General features: G+C 66.8%; 13 protein-coding genes. 5 read left to right on the forward strand and 8 right to left on the reverse strand.

Annotated features, from left to right (window positions below; translation table 11 throughout):
- Window positions 1–77 precede the first annotated feature (77 nt).
- Genes AC07M1_RS19160 through manD form a run of 3 tightly spaced genes read right to left on the reverse strand, consistent with a single transcriptional unit; the run spans window position 78 to window position 2,930 of the window.
- Window positions 78–791, reverse strand: coding sequence for a FadR/GntR family transcriptional regulator (locus AC07M1_RS19160; RefSeq protein ID WP_495164245.1), 714 nt, complete (start codon window positions 789–791; stop codon window positions 78–80).
- Window positions 792–825: 34 nt separating this feature from the next.
- The gene (locus tag AC07M1_RS19165; protein ID WP_495164246.1) at window positions 826–1,719 is read right to left on the reverse strand and encodes a DUF4861 family protein; all 894 of its coding nucleotides are present in this window, start codon (window positions 1,717–1,719) and stop codon (window positions 826–828) included.
- Entirely contained in the window at window positions 1,719–2,930 is a 1,212-nt protein-coding gene (gene manD / locus AC07M1_RS19170; protein WP_495164247.1) for a D-mannonate dehydratase ManD, read from the reverse strand. The genes AC07M1_RS19165 and manD overlap by 1 nt, the downstream gene beginning before the upstream one ends.
- Window positions 2,931–3,129: 199 nt before the next feature.
- On the opposite strand from manD, the gene AC07M1_RS19175 reads away from it, so the two are divergent.
- The 4 genes from AC07M1_RS19175 (at window position 3,130) to AC07M1_RS19190 (ending at window position 8,655) form a co-directional block, all read left to right on the forward strand.
- Complete coding sequence (locus AC07M1_RS19175; protein WP_495164248.1) at window positions 3,130–4,269, forward strand: glycoside hydrolase family 88/105 protein; 1,140 nt, start codon at window positions 3,130–3,132, stop codon at window positions 4,267–4,269.
- Window positions 4,269–6,134, forward strand: coding sequence for a hypothetical protein (locus tag AC07M1_RS19180; RefSeq protein WP_495164249.1), 1,866 nt, complete (start codon window positions 4,269–4,271; stop codon window positions 6,132–6,134). Before AC07M1_RS19175 ends, AC07M1_RS19180 begins: the two co-directional genes overlap by 1 nt.
- A 161-nt stretch (window positions 6,135–6,295) precedes the next feature.
- Window positions 6,296–7,483, forward strand: coding sequence for an alginate lyase family protein (locus tag AC07M1_RS19185; RefSeq protein ID WP_495164250.1), 1,188 nt, complete (start codon window positions 6,296–6,298; stop codon window positions 7,481–7,483).
- Window positions 7,480–8,655, forward strand: a complete 1,176-nt coding sequence (locus AC07M1_RS19190) for an alginate lyase family protein (protein ID WP_495164251.1) — start codon at window positions 7,480–7,482, stop codon at window positions 8,653–8,655. The genes AC07M1_RS19185 and AC07M1_RS19190 overlap by 4 nt, the downstream gene beginning before the upstream one ends.
- On the opposite strand, the gene trmB is transcribed toward AC07M1_RS19190, so the two are convergent.
- Both trmB and AC07M1_RS19200 read right to left on the reverse strand, forming a co-directional pair.
- Window positions 8,640–9,320 (reverse strand): tRNA (guanine(46)-N(7))-methyltransferase TrmB, encoded by a 681-nt coding sequence (gene trmB, locus AC07M1_RS19195; protein WP_495164252.1) that lies wholly within the window; start codon window positions 9,318–9,320, stop codon window positions 8,640–8,642. The two genes, AC07M1_RS19190 and trmB, sit on opposite strands and share 16 nt — an antisense overlap.
- Window positions 9,321–9,359: 39 nt before the next feature.
- Window positions 9,360–10,745 carry an RNB domain-containing ribonuclease gene (locus tag AC07M1_RS19200; protein ID WP_495164253.1) on the reverse strand — a complete coding sequence of 462 codons (1,386 nt, stop codon included), beginning with the start codon at window positions 10,743–10,745 and terminating at the stop codon, window positions 9,360–9,362.
- 85 nt (window positions 10,746–10,830) lie between these two features.
- Between AC07M1_RS19200 and AC07M1_RS19205 the strand changes: the two genes are divergently transcribed.
- Complete coding sequence (locus AC07M1_RS19205; protein WP_495164254.1) at window positions 10,831–12,423, forward strand: amidase; 1,593 nt, start codon at window positions 10,831–10,833, stop codon at window positions 12,421–12,423.
- Window position 12,424: 1 nt separating this feature from the next.
- On the opposite strand, the gene AC07M1_RS19210 is transcribed toward AC07M1_RS19205, so the two are convergent.
- The 3 genes from AC07M1_RS19210 to lnt all read right to left on the reverse strand — a co-directional run bounded on the left by AC07M1_RS19210 (window position 12,425) and on the right by lnt (window position 16,991).
- On the reverse strand, window positions 12,425–13,738 hold the full coding sequence (locus tag AC07M1_RS19210; RefSeq protein ID WP_495164255.1) for a tetratricopeptide repeat protein: 1,314 nt from the start codon (window positions 13,736–13,738) through the stop codon (window positions 12,425–12,427).
- A gap of 394 nt (window positions 13,739–14,132) precedes the next feature.
- Complete coding sequence (metK, locus tag AC07M1_RS19215; protein WP_495164256.1) at window positions 14,133–15,344, reverse strand: methionine adenosyltransferase; 1,212 nt, start codon at window positions 15,342–15,344, stop codon at window positions 14,133–14,135.
- 81 nt (window positions 15,345–15,425) lie between these two features.
- Window positions 15,426–16,991: an apolipoprotein N-acyltransferase gene (gene lnt, locus AC07M1_RS19220; protein ID WP_495164257.1), complete on the reverse strand. Its 1,566-nt coding sequence runs from the start codon at window positions 16,989–16,991 to the stop codon at window positions 15,426–15,428.
- Window positions 16,992–17,043 lie beyond the last annotated feature (52 nt).

The following is a 17,043-nucleotide window of genomic DNA, read 5'->3' on the forward strand; positions in this document are numbered from 1 at the left end:
CGCGACGCCCTCCACACCGCCCTCAATGCACCCACGGCTGAAGGACCCGCACGGCCCGCAACCGAAACCGACCCGGACTAGTCAGGCTCGCCGGCGGCCTTCAGATCCTCATAGCGCTTGACCGATTTCTGCATGTGCTGGCGCGCCGCGCGCCGCGCCGCATTGGCGTCGCCGCCTTCGATCGCGGCATAGATCGCCTCGTGATCGCGATTGATCGTGCGGGCGTGGCGCTGATGCTTCTTTGGCTCGCTGCCCTGCAGATAGAGTTTCCTCGAGGGTACTAGCCGCACGCCGAGGAACTGGGTGAAGCGCAGGAAATAGTCATTGCCCGTGGCGCGCGCGATCGCGGCGTGAAAGGCGGCATCGGCCGCGACCGATCCGTCGACATCGATGCTCGAATCCATCGCCGACAGCGCCCTGCGCATTTCGGCGAGATCGGCGTCGGTGCGCCGCTCGGCGGCAAGGCCCGCCATCTCCATCTCGAACCCCATGCGCATCTCGAGCAAGCGCAGCACGTCGTCGATCTCGCTGACTTCGTCGGGCGTGACCTGGAAGGCACGGTATTGCGCACCCTCGGCAACATAGGCGCCCGATCCGCGCCGCGAGATCAGCAGGCCGCGCGCCGCGAGCCGCGAATAGGCCTCGCGCACCACCGTGCGGCTGACTCCGAAACTCTCGGTAATCGCCTTCTCGGTGGGAAAGCGCGAGCCGGGAGGCATTTCTCCCCGTTCGATCTGTTGTTCGAATCGCTGGACCAGATCGTCGGCCAGCGACGCCGCCTTGGTCGCCATGCTGCGAGCGTTACCATCGCCCGCAAGGCGTTGGCTAGGGTTTGAAATCGGGCCGTTGCTGATCGACATAGGCTTGCCATGCCTCGCGCGTCGCGAAATCCGGTCCGCGATCCCATGCCGCGCCCGCATGATAGACGAACGGCTTGCCCGGGCTGACACGGACCAGGATCAGATAATTGTCGGCGTCCTCGGCAAAGCCCGCAAAGGCGGCGGGATCGACCATCACCGCCGCCGCCATCGTACCCTTGGCGGGATCGGTCGGACCCCACCAGCTCATCCGGGCGCGGGCTTCATCCTTGACGATCTTGCCAAGCGCTGCGCCCGCGATCGGGCGCTTGGAGATGCCGATGCCGACGATCAACCCGCCTGGGCGGTTCGATCGCAGCGTCGATGTCATGCGCGTGAAATTGGTGCCGGCGGGCAAAATGAAACGCCGCGTCTCCGACACGCTCCACGCGACATCGACCGGCCAGGGCTCATAGTCGACCGTGAAGTCCGCCACTTGTGGCCCCGCGCTGGCGATACGCGGCCGCACATAGTTGCGCGACGTCCACAGCTTGTTGTCGTGCCAGATGCCGAGGCCGCCGACCCCGCGCCCGGTGCCGACATTGTAGAAGTCCAGCCCCTCGCCATGATCGGCATGCTGGTCGCCGGTGCGCAGCTGGCGGTCCATATAGGGCCAGCGCACCCGCTTGCCCCACGCATCGATCCCGGAGGTGGACGGAGGCTCCGCCTTTTCCAGCGCCCGGCTGTAGATGCGGAAGGCGATCCGGTCATTCTCCCACAACAGATCGCGATAGCGATAATCGGCGATGCTCACCGCCGCGCGCGCCTGCTTTTCCGTGTCGGTCGCCGGGCGCAGCGGCGTGTGGTCCTGCGCCAGTGCGGTCGTGGCGACGAGCGCAACGAGAATGGCCGCGCAGCGCATCACCAACTCCACATGGTCCCGTCCTCCAACCGGTTCACCGGCAGATAAGCGCGGTCATAGGGGAAGGTTTCGGCCAGCGTCTCGTCGATCTCGACGCCAAGTCCCGGCACCTCGCCCGGATGCATCATCCCGTCGGCGAAGCTGTAGGCGTGGGGGAAGACCGCGTCGGTCTCCGCCGTGTGACGCATATATTCCTGGATGCCGAAATTGGGGATGGCGAGTCCGAGGTGCAGCGCCGCAGCCATCGTCACCGGGGACAGGTCGGTGGCGCCGTGGCAGCCGGTGCGCACCTGGTGCAGGTCCGCCAGCGCCGCGATCTGGCGCAGATGGGTGATCCCGCCCGCGTGGAGCACGGTCGCGCGGATATAGTCGATCAGCCGGTTCTCGATCAGCGCCTTGCAGTCCCAGATCGAGCTGAAGATCTCGCCCACCGCCAGCGGCGTGGTGGTGTGCTGGCGGATCAGCCGGAACGATTCCTGATCCTCCGCCGGGGTCGCGTCCTCGATCCAGAAGGGGCGATAGGGTTCCAGATCCTTACCCAGCCGCGCGGCCTCGATCGGGGTCAGCCGATGGTGCACGTCATGGAGCAGATGGACGTCCCAGCCCAGCGCCGCGCGCGCCGCCTCGAACAGCTCGGGCACGACGCGGAGGTATTTCGACGTCGACCAGACATTCTCGCTCGGCAGCGCGGCGTCGGCGGGCTCGTAGAAATATTTGTCGTTCGACACGCCATAGGTCGATGCCATCCCCGGCACGCCGCATTGCAGTCGGATCGCCTTGTATCCCTGCTGCTGATAGTCGAGCGCGGCCTTGATCGTGTCCTCGATCGTGGTGCCATTGGCATGGCCATAGACCATGCAGCCTTCGCGGCTCGCCCCGCCGAGCAGCTGGTAAACCGGCAACCCCGCAAGCTTCCCCTTGATGTCCCACAGCGCCATGTCAACCGCGGCGATCGCGCTCATCGTCACCGGCCCGCGCCGCCAATACGCGCCTTTGTAGAGATACTGCCAGATATCCTCGATCCGGTGCGCGTCGCGACCGATCAGACAGGGGACGACATGTTCGGTCAGATAGGCCGCCACCGCCAGTTCGCGACCGTTGAGCGTCGCGTCGCCGATCCCGGTCGTGCCGTCGTCGCACTCCACCTTCAACGTCACGAAATTGCGCCCGGGACACGTCACGATTACGCGGGCAGACACGATCTTCGGCATTCCATCCCCTTTGCCCATGCCGCTATTGGCGCGACAAGTTGTGTGACAACATTATTGACTCATGCCGGAAAAGGAAAGAGGAATGTTACCGGTGTCACGCGCAAGGGCGCGGGCGTGGATCAAGGGAGAGGGAAGTGACCGCGACGAGAGGGATTCCAGAGGTGCGGACGCGCCGCGAACCGCGCGTTAGGATGCCGGCATGAGTTTGATCCTGCTCGCGCTCGCCGCTCCGGCCGCAATCGCCGATGCGCAGCCGGCCATGCCGCAACCCGCCGCGATCCTGGCCCAGACGCGCCGCGTCGCCGATTGGCAGCTCGCCAACCGCAATAACTGGTCGGCGATCCCGGCGGCGCGGCCCAGCGCGCGCGATCCGCGCGGTTGGGAGCAGGCGGCGTTCTGGATCACCCTCAGCGATCTCGCCGCGCGCGACCCGCGCTACGCCCGGCCGTTGCTCGATCTCGGCCGCGAACTGAGGTGGCGGCTCGGCGACCGCCCCTTCCACGCCGACGATCAACTGATCGCCCAGGCCTGGATCTGGGCTTCGCGTAACGGTGCTGGCTCGGCGGCGCTTGCGCCCACGCGCGCCTATTTCGAGCATGTCTTCGCCAACCGCCCCACGGATAGTCTCGAATTCATCCCGACCGCGCCCGGCAAGGGCTCGTCCAAATGCACCGATCGCTGGTGCTGGTGCGACGCGCTCTACATGGCGCCGCCGACCTTGCTTCAGCTGGCGCGGATCACGGGCGACCGCCGCTATGCCGATTTCGCGCATGCCGAGTTCAAGGCGACGACCGACTATCTCTACGACGCGAACGAGAAGCTCTATTTCCGCGACAGCCGCTTCTTCGACATGCGCGACGCCAAGGGGCGCAAGCTGTTCTGGAGCCGCGGCAATGGCTGGGTGATGGGCGGCCTCGTCCGCATGCTCCAGGCGATGGACGCCAAGGACCCGGAGCGTCCCTATTATGAGAAACTGTTCCGCGACATGGCGGCTCGCCTGCTGACGCTGCAAAAGGCCGACGGATACTGGCCCGCCTCGCTGCTCGACGACGATCCCGGCACCCCGCCCGAAAGCAGCGGTACCGCCTTTTTCACCTATGCCTTTGCCTGGGGCATCGACGCCGGGCTGCTCGATCGCGGCGCCTATCAGCCCGCCGCGATCAAAGGGTGGGATGCGCTGGGCCGCGCCGTCCAGCCTGACGGGATGCTGGGTTGGGTGCAACAGGTCGGCGACCGGCCCGACAGCGTCTCTGCAACGGAGACGCAATTCTATGGATCGGGCGCATTCATCCTTGCCGGCACCGCGATGTACGATCTGGCGCGCAAGGCGAAGCGCTGATGAACAAGCTGGTTTGCGTACCCGTGTTTGCCGCGTTGCTCATGGCCAATGCGTCGCCCACCGATCGCTGGGCGGGCAAGCCGCGCGGCCCGGTCTATGCCGCCGATGTCGCGCCGATGGACCGCACCGTCCGTACCCGGCTGATGCCGCAGATCGAGACGCTGATCGAGCAACTGCTCCGCGAGAAGCGCGGCATGAAGCTCGGCGGTGTCGCGGTGTTCGAGAGCGGCGACAAGTTCCTGCCCGGCAAGATCGCCGCGGCGATGGCCTATCGTATCACCACGCTCGAGAAGGGCGATCCGCGGCTCGACCAGCGGCTGCGCGACTTTGCCGATATCGCCGAACTGACGCTCGACGACACCAACGACAGCTGGGGCATCTATTATTATGTCTCGGCGCTGCACGATCTCAACGAGCGCGGACTGCTGGATCGCGCCGTGCGCCCGGCGACGCTGGCGAAACTCAAGCAACGGCTCGACTGGCGCCGCTTCGTGCGGCCTGACCTGACGCTGATCGATCTACCCAACAATTATTACGGCGTCGCCTTTTCGATCGCCCGCCTGCGCCACCTCATGGGCTGGGAGGACGCCGGCGGCGGCGATCAGCTGCTTGCCCGCACACTCGATCACTACCGCAAATATTCGGGCGAGTTCGGCTTTGCCGACGAGACCGAGGGCAAGGGCCGGTTCGACCGCTATTCGGTGCTGCTGATCGGTGAGATCGCGCACCGGCTGATCGAGACTGGCATGACCCCGTCGCCCGAGGTCAAGGGCTGGCTACGCAAGTCGGTCGACCTGCTGCTCCCGCGCTTCAACCTGACGGGTGAGGGGTTCGAATATGGCCGCAGCATCGGCGCCTATGGCGAAACCGCCTTTGTCGAGGTGCTGACCGCCGCCGCGCTGCTCAAGGTACTGACGCCGCAGGAGGAGCGCATGGCCTATGCCTTCTCCAGCCGGATCAGCGCGCGTTACATGGATTTCTGGGTGAACCCTGCGACCGGATCGGTCGATCTGTGGGGGCACGGGCGGCGCACCGACGCCTATCGCGGCATCCACCGCATCTTCGGCGAGAATCTCAGCCTTGCGCGCCAGCACATCTACACCAGCGCGATCTGGAACCGGCTCGGCTATGGCGGCCGCGTGCCCGACCCCGGCTATGCGAAGTGGTTGGACACGCTCCCGCGCTCGACCGTCACCTGGTTCGCGCGGGGCGAATATGACCGCGCGCTGGTGAGCGTCCGCGATCGCGGCAGGCTGATCGGCCTGCCCATCATCAATGGGGCGGAGGGGCAGCATCTGCACAACCCCTATTTCCCCGTGCCCTTCTCGCCCGGCATGCTCGCCGGTTCCGCCGACGCGACCTATCCGCACCTCGTTCCGCGCATCACGCTGGCGGATGGCGCGGTGCTGATGCCGCTCGCCTTCTTCAAGGATGTCCGCGTCATCCGGCGCGGCGCGGTCACGCAAGTCAGCTGGCACCAGGACGCGCTCGACCTGATGGGCAAGGACGATGCCCGGCCCGATCGCCGTGCCAGCATCGAGACGCGCTACACGCTCGCTCCGGGCCGGATCACGCGGAGCGACCGGCTTCGCCTGGCGCCCGGAGTGCGTGCGGCGAAGGTGGAACTGGAGTTTGCGAGCTTCTCCGGCGCGCCATCGGTGCAAGCGGGGCGGGTGGGCTTCGGCACGGGCGAGGTACGCGGGTTCGCCGCGACCGGCTATGGCCGCTGCACCGCGGAGAAGCCGCAATCTCCTGAATATCGCGCGCCGATCGGCGCCTTCGCTACGGTGGTTCGCTGTGCTCGCCCAGCGATGACCCGCCCTGGAGACACAATCGCGCTCGGCTGGGAGTTGTCCTACAACTGACCGCTGTATCGATTGACACGGATATGCCTGGTTGTCATACACATTGATGAAATCGCCATTGGCCTGCTTCGGAGGATTCGGATGAAATCATGCTTCGGAGCGGGCCTGTGATCGACTTAGGCTGGGCCATCCCTCTCTCGGTTCTGGCCGCTACCGCCGCTGTGGGTGTTCCATCCGCAGCGGCGGCTTTTCCTTCCCCGCCCGCACCCGTCTGTCAGGCGAGCGAGGGCTATGCCGCGGCGTTCGGCGGACGGCGCACCTTCACGCTGCGTCCCGACGAGCTGACGGCGATCAAGGCATCGCTCGCCAGCGACCCTGTCGTCGCCAAGGCCTATCGCGCGCTGCTTTCCCGCGCCGATCAGGCCGTTGCACGCAGGCCCGGTTCGGTCCTCGACAAGACGACAATGCCGCCGTCGGGCGATCGCCACGACTATATGAGTCTGGCGCCCTATTGGTGGCCCGATCCCGCCAATCCCGGCGGCCCCTATGTCCGCCGCGATGGGCAGGTGAATCCAGAGCGGGAGACCGGCGGGTTCGACCGTGTCGCGATGGGTCGAATGGCGGACGATACCGACATGCTCGGGCTTGCCTATTACTATAGCGGCGACCGCAAATATGCCGACAAAGCCGCCGCGCTGGTCCGCGCCTGGTTCCTCGATCCGGCGACGGCGATGAACCCCAATATGAACTATGCCCAGGCGGTGCCGGGCCGCCATGCCGGGCGGGCCGAGGGCGTGCTCGATACCGCCGGCCTGATCGCGATGATCGATGCGGTTGGGCTGATCGGCCCGTCCGGCGCGCTGTCGGCGGACGAGCTCAAGGCGCTCCAAGCCTGGTTCTCACGCTATATCGACTGGATGCGGACCAGCCCGAACGGCAAGGCGGAGGCCGCCGCGCGCAACAATCACGGCATCTGGTATGACGCCCAGATCGCCCGCTTCGCGCTGTTCGCCCGCCGCGACGATATCGCGCGACAGACGGTCACCGCTTTTGCCAAGGCACGGATCGAGCCTCAGGTCGATCCGTCCGGCGCGCTCCCGCACGAACTGACGCGAACGCGCAGCTTCCACTATTCGATCTATACGCTCGACGCCGCCTATCACGTCGCCGATAGCGCCGCGTGCCTCGGCACCGACCTCTACGGCGCCGAGGTGGCGGGCCGATCGTTGCGCAAGGCGACCGCCTATGTCGCCGCGTATCGCGGGCGGCAGGCCGAATGGCCGTATAAGGAGATGAAATGGCCCGGACAGGGCCTCGACGATCTGCTTACCCGCGCCGATGCGACCTGGGGCCCGGGTGCCTATCCGCGAGCGGCGGGCGGGGACATGGTGTTGCGCTACCGGCGATGATCCTCCGCCGCACCCTGTTCGCCGCGCCGTTACTTGCGTTGCCCGCGACGGCGCGGCCTCTCGCCTTCGACCTCCGCGCGATCGAGCAGCGGCGCGTGATCCCACAGGCGCGGGCGATGCTCGTCGAACCGCCACGCACCATCGTCGCGATCCCCGCGCCGCGTAGCCCGGCTGGGCCGCACGACTATTATTCGGAGGGCGATTACTGGTGGCCCGATCCCGCCAATCCCGGCGGCCCCTATATCCGGCGCGACGGGCGCTCCAACCCCGACAAGTTCGACGGCCATCGCGACGCGCTGATCCGCTTCGGGCGGATCGTGCCGATGCTCGCCACGGCCTGGGATCTGACCGGCGAGGTACGCTATGCCACCGCCGCGATCCGGCATCTCAAGGCATGGTTCGTCGACCCCGCGACCGCCATGAATCCCGATCTCCAGCATGCGCAGGCGATCATCGGCGTCAACACGGGCCGCGCGATCGGCGTGATCGACACGCTCCAGATCGTCGAGGTCGCGCGCGCCGCCAGTCTGTTCGCGCGCCGCAACGCGCCGGGCTATGCGGCGGTCCGCCCCGGCGTGGAGGCGTGGTTCGCCCGCTATCTCGACTGGCTCACCACCTCATCCTTCGGGATCGAGGAGCGTGACGAGAAGAACAACCACGGCACCTGCTGGCTGCTTCAGGCCGCCGCCTTCGCCAGCCTCCTGGGTCGTGGCGATGTGCTGGACGCGGCCCGTGAACGGCTCAAGTCCGTCATCATCCCCGCCCAGATCGCCCCCGACGGCCGTCAGCCGCTCGAGCTCGCACGGACCAAGCCCTATGCCTATTGCCTGTTCAACCTCGACGTCCTCGCCGCCTCGGCCTGGCTGCTGTCGGAGGGGAAGGGCGATCTGATCGACTGGCGCACTACGGATGGCCGCTCGATCGGCCAGGCCATCGCCTTCATGGCCCCGTACATCGCCGACAAGCCGCAATGGCCGTTCGCCCGGGACATCGAGTATTTCGACGGCTTCCCAGTGCGCCACCCCGCGCTGTTGCTGGGCGCCCGCGCGCTCGACCGACCGGATTGGTTACGGATCTGGAGCCGCCTCAACCCCGATCCCGCGGTTGGTGAGGTGGTCCGCAACTTCCCCGTCCGCCAGCCTTTGCTCTGGGTCGATCAGACGCGCAGATAGCGGAAGTACCACACCTCATGCCCCTGCCGCCGCGCCTTGCGCTCGTAGCGGGTCTCGGGCCAGTCGTCGGGACGCGTCAGGAAATCCTTCGCCTCCTTCGCCTGCCAGATGAAGTCGCGGCGCTGGTTCATCACCATCATCGCCCAGCGGCAATAGGTCGGATCGTCGGTGCCCAGCCGGAACTCGCAGCCGGGCTTGAGCTTCGCCGCGATCAGGTCGAGCGGTCCGTGATTGACCATCCGCCGCTTGGCGTGGCGCGCCTTCCGCCAGGGATCGGGGTGGAGCAGATAGACCCGCTCCAGGCTGGCGTCGGGCAGCCGCTCGATCACCTCGAGCGCGTCGCCCATATGCAACCGGACATTGGCCAGCTCGCCGTCGCGAATATGCCCCAGCGCGCCGACCACGCCGTTCAGGAACGGCTCGCAGCCGATAAAGCCGTGATCGGGGCGCATCGTCGCCTGCCCGGCCAGATGCTCGCCCGCGCCGAAGCCGATCTCCAGCTCCAGCGGGCGCGCGTCGCCGAACAGCGACGTTGCGTCGATCGGTCCGGTCTCGGGCACCGCGACCTGCGGCAGCATCTCCTCGACCAGCGACGCCTGTCCGACGCGCAATTTATGGCCCTTCGCCCGGCCATAGAGGCGGCGGATCTTCGCGGGATCGTTCATGGCGTGCGGCCCTAGCCGCGCGCGCGCCGAAAGGGAACCTCAGCTCAGCCGTTCGAACGCGATCTGCCGCGCGCTCGGGTCGGCCTGGGTCAGCCGCACGTCGATCGCGTCGCCGGGCGTCAGGCCGGACGCATCGACACGCGCGGTCACCGGCAGGTCGCGCAGCTGGATCGACGCCCCGCGCTCCCCGATATCGGTAACGATCGCGCCGAACGTCTCGCCCTCCTTGCCCGCGAGCATCACCGCCTCGGCCATGTCGATCACCGCGCGGTCGATCTGGTTGGCGCGGGCGTCGGCGCGCGCCATCACCTTGGGCAGTCTGGCAAAGGCGTCGATGACATGCGCGGGCACCGGCTTCCCGTTCGCCACCGCCAGCGTCGCCTGCACGACATAGCGGTCGGCCAGCCGCCGCAGCGGCGCGGTGGCATGGGCATAGGGCGCGGCGACCGCCGAATGCCACGGCGTCTCGCCCGGCCGGAACGGCTGATAGCCCGCGCCATTGCCCGCGCGCCGGATTGCCAGCATCAGCGCGGCGGCCTTGGGGTCGCAGGGATCGAGCGTGCGTTCGAACTGGGTCAGCGTCGCCCGATCCGGCCATTCGATGCCGAACGCGCGCGCGGTGTGCCGCAGCCGCCGCACCGCATGCTCGTTCGGCTCGGCCATCACCCGGAACAGCCCCGTCTTGTGCGCGATCAGCGCATCCGCCACCGCCATGTTGCACGCCAGCGAGAGCGCGGCGTTCTGGTCCTCCGATGGATGCCGGTCGCGGAAGGAGAGGGTGAGCTTGCCGTCCGGTCCTTCGCTCACTTCCTGCTCGGGTGGATCGACGCGCGCGGCGCCGCGCTCGGCCTCGGCCTCGATGATCCGTCTCGACAATTCGGCGAAGCCGGCGGGCAATTCGTCATCGCGCACCGTCGCATAGGCCAGCTTGGCGCGGCTGCGGATCACCGCGCGCGTGGCTGCGTCGAGCTTGACCGCTCCGTCAGGCGCCACGCGCACGCTGAACACCACCGCGGGCCGCGGCCCATCGGGGAGGAGGCTCGCCGCCCCTTCGGCCAGCACCGGCGGATAGAGGCCCGCCTTGCCCTCGGGCAAATACAGCGTCTCGCCGCGCGTCCAGGCTTCGGTATCGATCGGCCCGCCCTCGTCGACGAACCAGGCGACGTCGGCGATGGCGTAGTGCAGGATCAAATCGCCGCCCGCCGCCTCGATGCTGAACGCCTGATCCAGGTCGGTCGCGCTCGCCGGGTCGAGCGTCACAAAGGCGAGATCGGTCCAGTCTTCATGGTCGGCTGGCGTCCGCCCCGCCGCCGTCCTTGCCGCCGCCAGCACCTCCGCCGGAAAGGCGTCGGGCACCTGGAATTCGGTGCGAATGGCGGACAGCTCGGTGGCGAGCGCGTGGGCGGGATCGCGGATCGTCTTCATTTGGCAAGGCTAGCGACGGCATCCGCCGTTGCACAGCGCGAACGCCGCGATATCGTGCGACCGGGCTGATCAAGGGGGCATTCGAATGCGGAACGGACTGGCGGCAATCGCAATGGCATTGGCCGTGCCCGTAGCGGCGCAACCGGGCGATACCGCGCTGACCCCGCTGGCGGTCAAGGTCGATGAGAAGAGCATCGACGAGCTGCAGGCGATGATGACGCGCGGCGAACTGACCAGCGAACAACTCACCCGGGCCTATCTCGACCGTATCCATGCGCTCGATCGCGCCGGTCCGAAGCTGCGCAGCGTGATCGCGATCAACCCCCATGCGCTGGAACAGGCGCGCAAGGCCGATCGCGAGCTGCGGCTCAACATCGCGCGCGGCGTGCTGGCCGGCATACCGGTACTCATCAAGGACAATATCGATACCGCCGAGAATGCGACCACCGCCGGCAGCCTCGCGCTCAAGGACAATTTCACGAAACGCGACGCTCCGTTGATCGCCCGGCTGCGCGCGGCGGGGGCGATCATCCTCGGCAAGACCAATTTGTCCGAATGGGCCAATATCCGCGACGGCGATTCGATGAGCGGGTGGAGCGCGGTCGGCGGCCTCGTCCGCAACCCCTATGCGCTTGACCGCAGCGCCTGCGGATCGTCGAGCGGTACGGGCGCCGCGATCGCCGCCAGTCTCGCCGCCGTCGGGGTGGGAACCGAGACCGACGGATCGATCGTCTGCCCCGCATCGATGACTGGGCTGGTCGGCCTCAAGCCCACGGTTGGCGCGGTCAGCCGCACCCATGTCGTGCCGATCAGCTCCAGCCAGGATACCGCCGGCCCGATGGCGCGCAGTGTACGCGACGCGGCGGCATTGTTCGCCGGGATGATCGGCAGCGACAAGGCCGATCCCGCTACCGCAGACGCCGATGCGCACCGCGCAACGCTGACTCCCGACTGGAGCAAGGCAAGCCTCAAGGGCGTTCGGATCGGCGTGGTTCGGCCAGAGATGCGCGCCGGGCTGACCGCCCTCTACAACGCACAGCTCGCGATCTTGCGGAAGGCGGGGGCCGAGCTGGTCGAGGTGAAGCTGGCCACGCCGCCCGAGCTGCGCGGTCTCGAATTCAAGCTGCTCCAGATGGAGTTGAAGAGCGACCTCGCCGCCTATCTCGCCACCACGCCGCCGACGGTGAAGGTCCGCACGCTCGCCGATGCCATCGCCTTCAACAAGGGGTCGCCGGAAGAGCTCGCTTATTTCGGCCAGAGCATTTTCGAGATGGCGGAGAAGACCGGCGGCAACGCCGACCCCGCTTACGCCAAGACCCGCGACGACGCCCGGCGGCTCGCGGCCGAAACGCTCGACACGATCCTGGCACGGAACAAGCTCGCGGCGCTGGTCGCGCCCACCACCGGCACCGCCTGGCTGTCCGATCCGGTGCATGGCGATCAGTGGAGCGGTCCCAGCGCCAGCCAGCTGCCGGCGGTTGCGGGCTATCCCCACCTGACCGTGCCGATGGGGCTGACGGGCGGCCTGCCCATGGGCCTGTCCTTCATCGGCGCGAAGTGGAGCGACGGCCGCCTGCTCGAACTCGGCCACGCCTATGAGCAGGCATCGCGCGCGCGGGCCAAGCCGGGCTATCGTGCCAGCGTGGATGCGGGGCCGGGGATTGAAGGGACGCCCTGACCTACGGCTGGGGGGGCTTGCGGCGGGGCGATTTCTTGTTGGGTGGCGCACACCCCATTTCGGAGAGCAGCGCGACGAACTCCGGTTCTTGCCGGATCGAGTCGAAGATGGTTTCTCTCGCGACCTTGTCGCAATCAAAATTGCCGCGATGCGCTCCCCATCGGCGTAGGGCTTCAGCTGCGCCCAACGCGTTACGGTCGCGGGCATGAATATAGGCGGTGTTGATCAGCGCCTTTACAACCTGCTCGCGCAACTGCGGGACCTCGCTATCCGCGAAACGCCGGATCAGATCGTCATAGGCGGCGATGGCGTCCGCGTGCCGGTTCATTCCCCGAAGAGCGATCGCCTTGTTGAACATCGCCATGCTGATCACATCGCTTGACGTATTGTCGTCGTCGAAACGATCTATCACTTCGTTGCAACTAGCGAGCGCAGTTTCGTATTTGCTGCGTTCGATGAGCAATGCGCTCTTATTGACGATCGCACCGGCAACTTGGTCGCGAAGTGTTGGTACATCGCTCTTTTCGAAGCGGCTGGCGACTTCTTCATATGCGGCCACTGCTTCGTCGATCCGCTTCAGGCTGGCCAACGTCACGCCCTTGTTGAACATCCCCTTTGCCAGCAGCAACTGATCGCCCTCGCTGGAATCGTCGGCGTAGCTTGCGATAAGCTGTTCGAGGGCGGCAAGGCCGTCCGCGCGACGCTCCAGCTGGCCGAGCGCGAAGGCCAAGTTAAAATTCGCGATGCGCTCAGCATTTCGATTATGACCGTGAAGATAGAGCAGCGCTCGCGCGTGGTCCCGCATCCCCTGCCAATCCTTCGCATTTTGGCTCGCAATGATCAGGGATCGCAGGTCATCAACGGTTCGCTCGCCAGCCGCCTTGACGCGCGCGGCATCCGCAGCGGCTTCGATTGTCGCGCGTTCGCCCGGACGCTCGACCGGCTGTCCAGCCTTATGCCGATCGAGGATGGCGCTGAGCTCGGCGTCGGTGACCTTCGCCCGTTCGGCGATCGCGGTCGTCTGCTCGACCAGAGCTTCAATCCTCGCCTTCTCCTCCGCGACTGCGTTATGTGCGGTCTCACGTGCCGCCTGCGCTGCGACCGCCGGCGTGCGAAAGGTCACGATCAGCGTTGCGATCGTCACCGCGACGCCGAGCAGCCCGATCAACGCGCCCAACCAACCGCCGATCACCTCGAGCCGGCTGTGTCCGGCGTCCTCGATCTCGGCGCGCGCTTCGCGAACCGCTTCCCGGCGCGCCAGCGCCGCCTCGCGCTCATCCGCCGCGGTTTCGCGTGCTTCCAGGACGGCAATCATGCTCGCCATATTGCCCGACGTACTGTTGTTCGCTGAAACGGGTGTTGCCGTTGCCAACATCACAAGACCTAGGAACAGGCAAAAGCGGTGCATGGATCGTTCCCCCTACACACAACTTGTCGCGTGCCGATGGCCGGATCAATCTCAGATTGGATCCACTTGAAATGTAGGATTTCGTCTGCTCCGCTCGCTATCGCTCTTTGACAGGTACAGACGGTCTCGGCCTCTCGCGCACGCGTGGCGGCGTGACGTTCGGGACCTTTCGTGGGTTCGCGTCATCCGCCGTCGGACTCGCGCGCGCGTAGGACCGTGACTTTTGGGACTTTCCGGTGCCCGGAAACGAAAAAGGCGGCGATCCCGGGGACCGCCGCCTTCCGTGTCCGTTGCCGGAGGATCAGGCCAGCGCGGCCTTCAGATCCTCGACCAGGTCGGTCTTCTCCCAGGGGAAGAAGTCGCCCTCGGCCTTGCGGCCGAAATGGCCGTACGCCGCGGTCTTCTGGTAGATCGGCTTGTTGAGGCCCAGATGGGTGCGGATGCCGCGCGGGGTCAGGCCGCCCAGCTTCTCGATGCCCTGGATCGCTTCCTCGATCTTGTCGTCGCCGACGGTGCCGGTGCCGTGCGTGTCGACATAGAGCGACAGCGGCTTCGAAACGCCGATGGCATAGGCCAGCTGGATCGTGCAGCGCTGGGCCAGGCCGGCGGCGACGATGTTCTTGGCGAGATAGCGGGTGATGTACGCCGCCGAACGGTCGACCTTGGTCGGGTCCTTGCCGCTGAACGCGCCGCCGCCATGGGGCGAAGCGCCGCCATAGGTGTCGACGATGATCTTGCGGCCGGTCAGGCCGGCATCGCCGTCAGGGCCGCCGATCTCGAAGCTGCCGGTCGGGTTGATGTGGTAGACGGTCTCGTCGCTGAGCAGCGCGGCCGGGATCACCTCGGCGACCACCGCCTTCACATAGGCGTGCAGCTCGGCTTCCTTGTCGCCCTCGTCATAGCCCGGCGCATGCTGGGTCGAAACGACGATCGCGGTCGCGGCGACGGGCTTGCTGCCCTCGTAGCGCAGCGTGACCTGGCTCTTGGCGTCGGGCTCGAGGAACGGCGCCTTCTTCGAATGGCGGTCGGCCGCCATCTGCTCGAGGATCTTGTGGCTGTAGTAGAGCGTCGCCGGCATCAGGTCGGGCGTGTCGTCGGCGGCATAGCCGAACATGATGCCCTGGTCGCCCGCGCCTTCGTCCTTGTTGCCGCTGGCGTCCACGCCCTGCGCGATGTGCGCCGACTGCGGGTGCAGGTTGTTCTCGAAGCGCAGCGTCTCCCAATGGAAGCCCGACTGTTCGTAGCCGATCTTCTTCACGGTATCGCGAACGGCCTTCTCGACCTCGTCCTTGACGCCCGGGGCCCAGTTGCCGGCCTCGTCCATGATGCCCTTGCCGCGGATTTCACCGGCCAGCACGACGAGCTGGGTGGTGGTCAGCGTTTCGCAGGCGATGCGCGCCTCGGGGTCCTTGGACAGGAACAGATCGACGATCGCGTCGGAAATCTGGTCGGCGACCTTGTCGGGATGACCCTCGGAAACCGATTCGGACGTGAAGAGATAGCTGGAACGCATGATTTTCCTCGTGATGCTCAGGCCGTTGCCATGCCCGATTTGGAAAGTGGATGATATAAAGCTTTTGTTATATGCGGCCCACTAGCGGGCGAAGCGTCGAATGGCAATTGCGATAGCCAACAGCAGCGTTGCGCTCAGCCAGACCATCCAGTTGCCGACCCGGGAGAAGAAGGTGGCGGGACGGGCTTCGGGCATCGGAGCCTCGATCGCCTTCGCCTCGCCCATTCCCGCTGCCGCGACGATCCGGCCATGCGCATCGATGATCGCGGAGATACCGGTCGGGGTCGATCGCAGGATCGGCAGCCCTTCCTCGATCGCCCGCATCCGCGCCTGGGCGAGATGCTGGGGCGGACCCCAGGCGCCGAACCAGGCGTCGTTGGACGGGTTGAACAGGATCGCGGGCCGGTTGTTCGGATCGACCGTCTGGCCCGAGAAGATGATCTCGTAACAGATCTGCATCCCGACCTTGCCGAATCCCGGCACGTCGACCGTCCCCGGCCCCGGACCCGAGGCATAGTCGACATCGCCCATCACCAGCCGGGACAGGCCCAACGGCTGGAGCAGCGAGCGCATCGGCAGATACTCGCCATAGGGCACCAGATGCGCCTTGTCGTATCGGCCGCGGATGGTGCCTGTCGGGTCGATCGCGAACACGGAATTGGTCGCGGCGTCGAGCTGCTTGTCGGCGCCGAACGACAGCCCGGTGCCGCCGACCAGCGCCATGTCCTTGGGCCCCAGCGTCATCGCGATCATCCGCCGCACGGTGCGCGGGTCGTTACGGCTGTACCATTCGGGCGGATAGCCGTCCTCGATCCAGTAATCGACCGCGCCCTCGGGCCAGACGATCAGCCGGGGGACGGGGCCGCCGGGCAGGATCGTCTCCCGATCGTTTGACAGCGCGGTCAGCGCGGTCAGCGACTTCTCGGCCCGAGTGCCGTCGAGGGTCGTTTCCTGACCGATATTGGGCTGGAGCACGCGGACCAGCGGCGCGCCGGTGCGTGGCGGAATGACGGCGGGGTTGAGCAGCAGCGCCGCCGCGCCGCCCGCGACCGCCACGCCGGCGATCGGCCGGAACTCCCGCCGGGTCGCCAGATACAGGCTGCCCGCGACCGCCACGGTCAGGCCCGACAGCGCATAGGTACCGATCCAGGCGGCGGTCTGGGCGATGCCGGGAACGGGCAGCCAGATCACGCCCAGCGGGTTCCACGGATAGCCGGTGAACAGCACCCCGCGCAGATATTCGGTGACGGTCCAGGCCGCGCCCGCAACGAGGATGAAGGGCAGGTCGGGTTTGCGCAGCAGCGCCACTCCGCCCCGTCCGAACCGCCAGGCCAGGCCCATCGCAATCGCCGGATAGATGGCGAGGTAGAGCGCGAGCAGTACCACCGCGCCATAGCCCAGCGCGGGGGGCATCTTGTCCTGATAGGTGAAGGCGTGCTGGATCCAGTTGTTGCCCACGGTGAAATGGCCGACGCCGAACAGCCATCCGCGCAGCAGCGCCTGCCGCAGCGTCGGCGCCTCGTGCGTCAACCGCAACAGGATCGCGACGCAGATCAGTCCGGCAACCCACCAGTCGAGCGGGGCGAAGGCGGTGGCGGAAACGGCGCCGGCAATCAGCGCGATCAGGCGGGGGCGGGGCAACTGCATCGCGCAACGCTATCGGGCCAGACCGTGACAGATACAAGCACGCGGCGTATTA

This window comes from Sphingomonas sp. GW821-FHT10C01 (assembly GCF_059415525.1).

What these genes read in the sequence shown, in the direction of transcription:
- AC07M1_RS19200 (WP_495164253.1), bottom strand. Translation starts at nt 10,745, where the DNA reads ATGAAGACGATCCGCGATCCCGCCCACGCGCTCGCCACCGAGCTGTCC.
- AC07M1_RS19165 (WP_495164246.1), bottom strand. Translation starts at nt 1,719, where the DNA reads ATGCGCTGCGCGGCCATTCTCGTTGCGCTCGTCGCCACGACCGCACTG.
- AC07M1_RS19205 (WP_495164254.1), top strand. Translation starts at nt 10,831, where the DNA reads ATGCGGAACGGACTGGCGGCAATCGCAATGGCATTGGCCGTGCCCGTA.
- AC07M1_RS19190 (WP_495164251.1), top strand. Translation starts at nt 7,480, where the DNA reads ATGATCCTCCGCCGCACCCTGTTCGCCGCGCCGTTACTTGCGTTGCCC.
- manD (WP_495164247.1), bottom strand. Translation starts at nt 2,930, where the DNA reads ATGCCGAAGATCGTGTCTGCCCGCGTAATCGTGACGTGTCCCGGGCGC.
- metK (WP_495164256.1), bottom strand. Translation starts at nt 15,344, where the DNA reads ATGCGTTCCAGCTATCTCTTCACGTCCGAATCGGTTTCCGAGGGTCAT.
- lnt (WP_495164257.1), bottom strand. Translation starts at nt 16,991, where the DNA reads ATGCAGTTGCCCCGCCCCCGCCTGATCGCGCTGATTGCCGGCGCCGTT.
- AC07M1_RS19180 (WP_495164249.1), top strand. Translation starts at nt 4,269, where the DNA reads ATGAACAAGCTGGTTTGCGTACCCGTGTTTGCCGCGTTGCTCATGGCC.
- trmB (WP_495164252.1), bottom strand. Translation starts at nt 9,320, where the DNA reads ATGAACGATCCCGCGAAGATCCGCCGCCTCTATGGCCGGGCGAAGGGC.
- AC07M1_RS19210 (WP_495164255.1), bottom strand. Translation starts at nt 13,738, where the DNA reads ATGATTGCCGTCCTGGAAGCACGCGAAACCGCGGCGGATGAGCGCGAG.
- AC07M1_RS19160 (WP_495164245.1), bottom strand. Translation starts at nt 791, where the DNA reads ATGGCGACCAAGGCGGCGTCGCTGGCCGACGATCTGGTCCAGCGATTC.
- AC07M1_RS19175 (WP_495164248.1), top strand. Translation starts at nt 3,130, where the DNA reads ATGAGTTTGATCCTGCTCGCGCTCGCCGCTCCGGCCGCAATCGCCGAT.